6 protein-coding genes are annotated in these 6948 nt (G+C 73.9%); 3 read left to right on the top strand and 3 right to left on the bottom strand.

What is annotated here, in order from left to right:
• Positions 1-415 precede the first annotated feature (415 nt).
• A complete protein-coding gene (locus AE652_RS31395) occupies positions 416-865 on the top strand; it encodes a PTS glucose transporter subunit IIA (RefSeq protein WP_049657699.1) in 450 nt (149 codons plus the stop codon).
• Positions 866-962: 97 nt separating this feature from the next.
• Complete coding sequence (gene ptsP / locus AE652_RS31390) at positions 963-2633, top strand: phosphoenolpyruvate--protein phosphotransferase (RefSeq protein WP_049657698.1); 1671 nt, start codon at positions 963-965, stop codon at positions 2631-2633.
• A gap of 93 nt (positions 2634-2726) precedes the next feature.
• On the opposite strand, the gene AE652_RS31385 is transcribed toward ptsP, so the two are convergent.
• From AE652_RS31385 to AE652_RS31375, 3 genes are all read right to left on the bottom strand, one after another.
• Entirely contained in the window at positions 2727-4745 is a 2019-nt protein-coding gene (locus tag AE652_RS31385; RefSeq protein WP_049657696.1) for an acetoacetate--CoA ligase, read from the bottom strand.
• Positions 4746-4863: 118 nt separating this feature from the next.
• Entirely contained in the window at positions 4864-5430 is a 567-nt protein-coding gene (locus AE652_RS31380; RefSeq protein ID WP_049657694.1) for an NUDIX domain-containing protein, read from the bottom strand.
• 51 nt (positions 5431-5481) lie between these two features.
• Positions 5482-6414 (bottom strand): NUDIX domain-containing protein, encoded by a 933-nt coding sequence (locus tag AE652_RS31375; protein ID WP_049657693.1) that lies wholly within the window; start codon positions 6412-6414, stop codon positions 5482-5484.
• 215 nt (positions 6415-6629) lie between these two features.
• Between AE652_RS31375 and AE652_RS31370 the strand changes: the two genes are divergently transcribed.
• Positions 6630-6948, top strand: a 319-nt coding sequence (locus tag AE652_RS31370; protein ID WP_049657691.1) for a homocysteine S-methyltransferase family protein, incomplete at its 3' end; no start/stop codon positions are given.

Raw genomic sequence — 6948 nt, 5'->3', positions numbered from 1 at the left:
TCTTTCGTGTTTCCAGCTTACCAGATGCTTTCCGTTCCGTTTACCGGGGGTTTTTGCATCTGAAATCTGGCGTTAACCGCCGAGTTGCGGCGACTCGCCCAACCATAGCGGGTCGGCAGCCGGAGCGCGAACCGGGGCGCACCCGGGGTCGCTCGGACGGCGGCATGATTTGTTGCTCTCGCGAGCATATACAGCAATGGTCTCGATTCGCCAAGATGCCTGTAGAGTGCGGCGCATCGGCCAGAGGACTAGACCACTAGCGGGCCGGTGAGTCGCCGGCCGGCTAGGTAGGCAAGGGCGGGGTCTTCGCCCGGGAATGTCAGCAGTTGTCCGAAGTTGACATGAATTAGGCTTCAGTTGATCGTCGCGCCGCTCCTCGCGGCCGCTCGCTGTACTGCACTTGGGAGGCACAACCATGACCACTGTGACGTCGCCGCTGACCGGCAAGATCGTGGGGCTCGCGGGCGTGCCCGACCCGGTGTTCTCGGGTGCGATGGTCGGCCCGGGCACCGCGGTCGACCCCGTTCGCGAGCAGACCACGGCGGTCGCTCCGGTGGACGGTGTCGTCGTCTCCATGCACCCGCACGCGTTCGTCGTCGTGGACGCCGAGGGCCACGGTGTGCTGACCCACCTCGGGATCGACACCGTTCAGCTCAACGGCGAGGGCTTCGAACTGCTCGTCAACAAGGGCGACACGGTGACCCGTGGTCAGGCCGTCATCAAGTGGGACCCGGCCGCCGTCGAGGCCGCCGGCAAGTCGCCGATCTCGCCGATCGTGGCGCTGGAGGCCACCGCCGACTCGCTCGGCGACCTGCGGGAGGACGGCGAGGCCAAGGCCGGCGAGCAGCTGTTCAGCTGGAGCTGACCCCTTCCTTCCGACACCCGCCCCGGACGAGATGACGGGGCGGCCCCCACACACAGCGGTTCCCGGCGGGGCCGCTCATCTCAGCGGAGACAGTGACATGGAGAAGACGCTGCGCGGCGTGGGCGTGAGCCACGGGGTCGCGATCGGCCAGGTGCGGCACATGGGGACGGCGGTGCTGGAGCCCCCGGCCACCCAGATCCCGACCGAGGACGCCCCGCGCGAGCAGGCCCGCGCCCAGGCCGCCGTCGAGGCGGTCGCCGCCGACCTCGTCGCGCGCGGCAACCTCGCGGGCGGCGAGGCCCAGGCCGTGCTGGAGGCCCAGGCGCTGATGGCGCAGGACCCCGAGCTGATGGCCGACGTGTCCCGCCGGATCGCCGTCGGCAGCAGCGCCGAGCGCGGCGTCTACGACGCGTTCGCGGCCTACCGGGCGCTGCTCGCCTCCGCCGGGGAGTACCTGGCCGGGCGGGTCGCCGACCTGGACGACGTGCGCAACCGGATCGTGGCCCGGCTGCTCGGCGTGCCGATGCCGGGCGTGCCGGACAGCGACGAGCCGTACGTGCTGTTCGCGCGGGACCTGGCGCCGGCCGACACCGCGCTGCTCGACCCGACGCTGGTGCTCGGCTTCGTGACCGAGGAGGGCGGGCCGACCAGCCACAGCGCCATCCTGGCCCGGGCGATGGGCGTGCCGGCCGTCGTGGCGCTGCCCGGCGCGATCGAGGTCGCCGAGGGCACCGTCGTCGCGGTGGACGGCAGCTCCGGCGATGTCCTGCTGGAGCCGTCCCAGGAGAAGCAGGACGAGCTGCGGGCGGCCGCCGCCGCGCGCAAGGCCGCGCTGGCCGCCTCCTCCGGCCCGGGGCAGACCTCGGACGGTCACCGGGTGCCGCTGCTCGCCAACGTGGGCGGCCCGGCCGACGTGCCGGCCGCGCTGGAGAACGGCGCCGAGGGCGTCGGCCTGTTCCGCACCGAGTTCCTGTTCCTGGACGACTCGGCGAAGGCGCCCAGCGCCGAGAAGCAGGTCGAGGCGTACCGCAAGGTGCTGGAGGCCTTCCCCGAGGGCCGGGTCGTGGTCCGGGTGCTGGACGCCGGCGCGGACAAGCCGCTGGACTTCCTGACCCCGGCCGACGAGCCGAACCCGGCGCTGGGCGTGCGCGGTCTGCGCACCCTGCTCGAGCACCCCGAGGTGCTGCGGACCCAGCTCCGGTCGCTGGCCAAGGCGGCCGAGGGCCTGCCGGTGCACCTCGAGGTGATGGCCCCGATGGTGGCCGACCGCAAGGACGCCAAGGACTTCGCGGCCGCGTGCCGGGAGGCCGGGCTGGACGCCAAGTTCGGCGCGATGGTGGAGATCCCGTCGGCCGCGCTGCGCGCCAGGTCGATCCTCCAGGAGGTCGAGTTCCTGTCGCTGGGGACCAACGACCTCGCGCAGTACACCTTCGCGGCCGACCGTCAGGTCGGTGCGCTGGCCCGGCTCCAGGACCCGTGGCAGCCGGCCCTGCTGGACCTGGTCGCCGCGGCGGCCGACGCCGCGCGGGTGAGCGGCAAGAGCTGCGGGGTCTGCGGCGAGGCCGCCGCCGACCCGCTGCTGGCCGTGGTGCTGACCGGTCTGGGCGTCACCAGCCTGTCGATGGGCGCGGCTTCGATCCCCTACGTGCGGACCACGCTCGCCAAGTACACGCTGGCGCAGTGCCGCCGGGCGGCCGAGGCGGCCCGGGCCGCGGACAGCGCCGAGGAGGCGCGGGCCGCCGCGCAGCAGGTGCTCTCCGGCGAGTAGGGCGAGCAGCCGACGTAGCGACATGAGAAGGGGCGCTCCCACCAGGACGGTGGGGGCGCCCCTTTCGTGTGCCCCGGGGCCGGTCAGGGCCGGTCAGGCCTGGCGGTCGAGGCGGAGCCGCTCGAAGAAGCGCAGGTGCTCGATGCGGTCGACGGAGCCGGGGTTGACGGCCTGCTCCAGCGGGGTGCCGGAGAGGATGCGCTTGACCGGGACCTCGATCCGCTTGCCGGTGAGGGTGTGCGGGAGGCCGTCGACGGCGATGACCTCGTCGGGCACGTGGCGCGGGGAGAGCTCGGTGCGCAGCGAGGTGCGGATGCGGCCGATCAGGTCGTCGTTCAGCTCCGCACCGGGGGCGAGGACGACGAACAGCGGCATCCAGTAGCCGCCGTCGGGCTCCTCCAGGCCGATGACCAGGGACTCGGCGATCTCGGGGAGGCGCTCGACGACCTCGTAGATGTCCGAGGAGCCCATCCGGACGCCCTGGCGGTTGAGGGTGGAGTCGGAGCGGCCGTGGATCACGACGGTGCCCCGGGAGGTGACGGTGATCCAGTCGCCGTGGCGCCAGACGCCGGGGTACATGTCGAAGTAGCTGTCGTGGTACCGGGTGCCCTCGGGGTCGTTCCAGAAGCCGGTGGGCATCGAGGGGATGGGCTTGGTGACGACGAGTTCGCCGACGGTGTCGGTGCGCGGGTGGCCCTGGACGTCCCAGGACTCGACGGCCGCGCCGAGGCAGGGGGCCTGGATCTCGCCGAGGTGCACCGGGAGGGTGGGGACGCCGCCGACGAAGCAGGAGCAGACGTCGGTGCCGCCGCTGACGGAGGCGAGCCAGACGTCCTCCTTGACCTCCTGGTAGATCCAGCGGAAGCCGTCCGGCGGGAGCGGGGAGCCGGTGGTGCCGATGCAGCGCACGGCGGAGAGGCCGAGGTCGCGGCCGGGGTGGAGCTCGGCCTTGCGGCTGGCGATCACGTAGGCAGCGGAGGTGCCGAGGACGGTGGCGCCGGTGCGGGCGGCCACGGACCAGAGGGCGCCGGTGTCGGGGTGGCCCGGGCTGCCGTCGTAGGTGACGATCGTGGACCCGACGAGGAGGCCGGCCAGCAGGAAGTTCCACATCATCCAGCCGGTGGAGGTGTACCAGAGGAAGCGGTCCCGGGGGCCGAGGTCGAGGTGGAGGCCGGCCTGCTTGAGGTGTTCGAGCAGGATGCCGCCCTGGCTCTGGACGATGGCCTTGGGCAGGCCGGTGGTGCCGGAGGAGTAGAGGACCCAGAGCGGGTGGTCGAAGGGGACGGGCTCGAAGACCGGCTCCACGTCGTCGGCGACCAGGTCGTCCCAGTGCAGGGCGCCCTCGGGGGCGGGCGCGCCGAGCAGCGGGACGTGCACGACGGTGTGCAGGCTGGGGAGTTCGCGGCGCAGCTCGGCGACGACCTCGGTGCGGTCGTGGTCCTTGCCGCCGTAGTGGTAGCCGTCGATGGCGAAGAGGACGGCGGGCTCGATCTGCTGGAGGCGGTCGAGGACGCTGCGGGCGCCGAAGTCGGGGGCGCAGCTGGTCCAGACCGCGCCGACGGCGGCGGTGGCGAGCAGGGCGACGGCGGCCTGCGGGACGTTGGGCAGGTAGGCGCTGACCCGGTCGCCGGGGCCGATGCCGCGGGCGCGCAGGGCGGCGGCGAGCGAGCCGACCTGGCGGCGGAGCTCGGACCAGGTGAGGACGGCCGGCTGCTCGGTGGTCTCGTCGAGGTGGAGGATCGCGGGGCGGTCGGCGTTGGCCGGGTCGTCGGCGGCGCGCAGGGCGTGCTCGGCGTAGTTGAGGCGGGCGCCGGGGAACCAGCGGGCGCCGGGCATGGCGGCGTCGGCGAGGACGGCTTCGGGGGCCCGGGTGAAGCGGACGTCGAACCACTGGGTGATCGCGGTCCAGAACCGGTCGAGGTCCTCGGTGGACCAGGCGTGCAGGTCCGCGTAGCGCTCGGCGGCCTGCTGGTCGTCGGCGGCCGGGGCGAGCGGGGCGGCCGGGGCGCCGTGGTGTTCGGCGGCCCAGGCCTGGAAGGCCACCAGGGTGGTGGCGGCGGCGCGAGCGGGGTTGGGGCGCCAGAGCGGCTGGTCCTGCGGTGGGGTGCTCACGGTGGTGGTCTCCCGGCCGGTGGTGGGGACGGGAGCGCTCGTGGCAGACCCGTCCGGTTGGGCTGTCGGTGCAGACCATGCCATGTGATCGCCCGCCGCGCCAGGGTCGGCCGGTGGGTCAGCGGGGGGTGAACTCGCCGCTGAACCAGCGGCGCAGGACGCCGTTGTGGAAGTCCCAGACGAGCGGGGTTTCGGCGGTGGCGAGCAGCCAGCCGTCGGTCTCGTCGGTGGGGCGCGAGGGCGGGAGGTCGGCGAGCGGGCGGGCCGGGAGCAGTCCGCAGAGCATCACGAAGCGGCCGTCGGGGTCGGAGGCGGTGTGGATCAGGGTGACCTCCGCCGGGTCGGCGGTGATGCCGGTCTCCTCGTGCAGCTCGCGCACGCAGGCCTGCTGCCAGCTCTCGCCGTAGTCCATGTAGCCGCCGGGGAAGGCGAGTTCGCCGTAGCCGGGCTCGATGGTGCGGCGGATGACGACCAGGGCCGGGTCGGCGTCGGGGCGGGTGACGGGGAGGACGGTGATCGCGACGGGCAGCGGGTTGCGGTAGCTGATCTCGGCGCAGCCGGGGCAGGTGCGCGGCCAGGCGCGGGTGTCGGCCGGGTAGGGCGTACCGCAGAAGTGGCAGTGCGAGAAGGGCCGGTGGGCGGTCTGCTGGGCTTCGTCGGCGGTCGTCGCTTCGTCAGTGGTCATGGCCGGATGGTAGCCCGGTCGGCCGAGGGTGCCGCCGGGGGCCGCGGACCCTCAGCGGGAGCCCGCGTCGTCGGCTGTGCTGTCGGTCGCGTCGTCGTCGGCCGTGCCTTCGCGGGCGGGGCGGAGCAGCGCGGGGTGCAGCAGGCGGGCGTCGCCGGCGTGGTAGGTGCGGGCGCGGGGGCCGCCGCGGGCTCCGCCGCGCTCGGTGGTGGTGCCGGTGCTCTCGACGAAGCCGGGCACGGACAGCACCTTGCGGTGGAAGTTGCCGGGGTGGAGCTTCTCGTCCCAGACCGCCTCGTAGACGGCGCGGAGGTCGGGGATGGTGAAGTCGTACGGCAGGAAGGCGGTGGCCAGCGGGCTGTACTCGAGTTTGGCGCGCACCCGGTCGAGGCCGTCGGCGAGGATGCGGGCGTGGTCGAAGGCCAGCGTGAGCGGGCCGGGGCCGGTGCGCCCGTCGACGCCACCCCCGTGGGTGTCGGCGGGCACACCGGCGGTTCGGGACCGGCCGCAGGGCCGGAGGTCCAGGTCGGAGACGGGGTGCCAGGCGGCGGCCGCGGCGTCCGTTCCGGCCTGGGGGTCGGGCAGGTCTGGGGCGAAGGCGAGGTAGGCGACCGAGACGACGTGCATCCGCGGATCCCGCTCGGGGGTGCCGTAGGTGCCGAGCTGCTCCAGATGGAGGCGGCAGAGCCTGGTCTCGGCTTCGGAGGCGCTCTGCAGGCCCGTCTCCTCGGCGAGCTCGCGGGCGGCGGCCTCGTCCAGGCCCTCCTCGCCAGCGCGCAGGAAGCCGCCGGGCAGCGCCCAGCAGCCCTGGTAGGGCGGGGCGCCGCGTTCGACGAGCAGGACGTGCAGGCCGCCGTGGCGCAAGGTCAGGGCGACCACGTCCACGGTGACGGCGACCGGGGTGTAGGCGCGCGGGTCGTACGCGGCGAGCCACTCCTCCTCGGCCCGGGGCCCGGTGGGGGGCGGCTGGTCGTCCGCTGCCATCGCCGGGCTCCTTTCCGTCGTCGCCGGTGCCACCGGGCCTGCCGTGCCGGTGCTGGATCGTCGTCCGAGGTCTGTTCCGGCCGTTGTGATCAGGCCGTTCTTCTCGGGCTGAGCACAACGTAGCGAGTGCGTTCCCCGGCGGCAAATGGTTTTCCTGCCCGGCGGGGGTCTCCGCCTCTAGGCTGTGACCAGGAACTCTGCCCGAGGAGGACGCCATGCCCACTGCTCCCCCGCCGGACTTCGCCGCCGCGCTGGCCGCCGGTCCGCTGGTGCTCGACGGAGGGATGTCGAACCAGTTGGCGGCGGCCGGGCACGACCTCTCGGACGGGCTCTGGTCGGCGCGGCTGCTGGCGGACGACCCGCAGGCGGTGGTGGCGGCGCACCGGGCGTACTTCGCGGCGGGCGCCGACGTCGCGATAACCGCGAGCTACCAGGCGAGCTTCGAGGGCTTCGCGCGCCGCGGGGTCGGCCGGGCGCAGGCCGCCCGGCTGCTGGCGAGCAGCGTGGAGCTGGCCCGGGAGGCGGCGCGCCCGG

It is taken from the genome of Kitasatospora sp. MY 5-36 (genome assembly GCF_001182915.1).
In the GTDB taxonomy this organism is placed as follows: domain Bacteria; phylum Actinomycetota; class Actinomycetes; order Streptomycetales; family Streptomycetaceae; genus Kitasatospora.
Note: the sequence above shows the minus strand (reverse complement) of the source record. Positions and strands in the feature narration are given on the sequence as shown.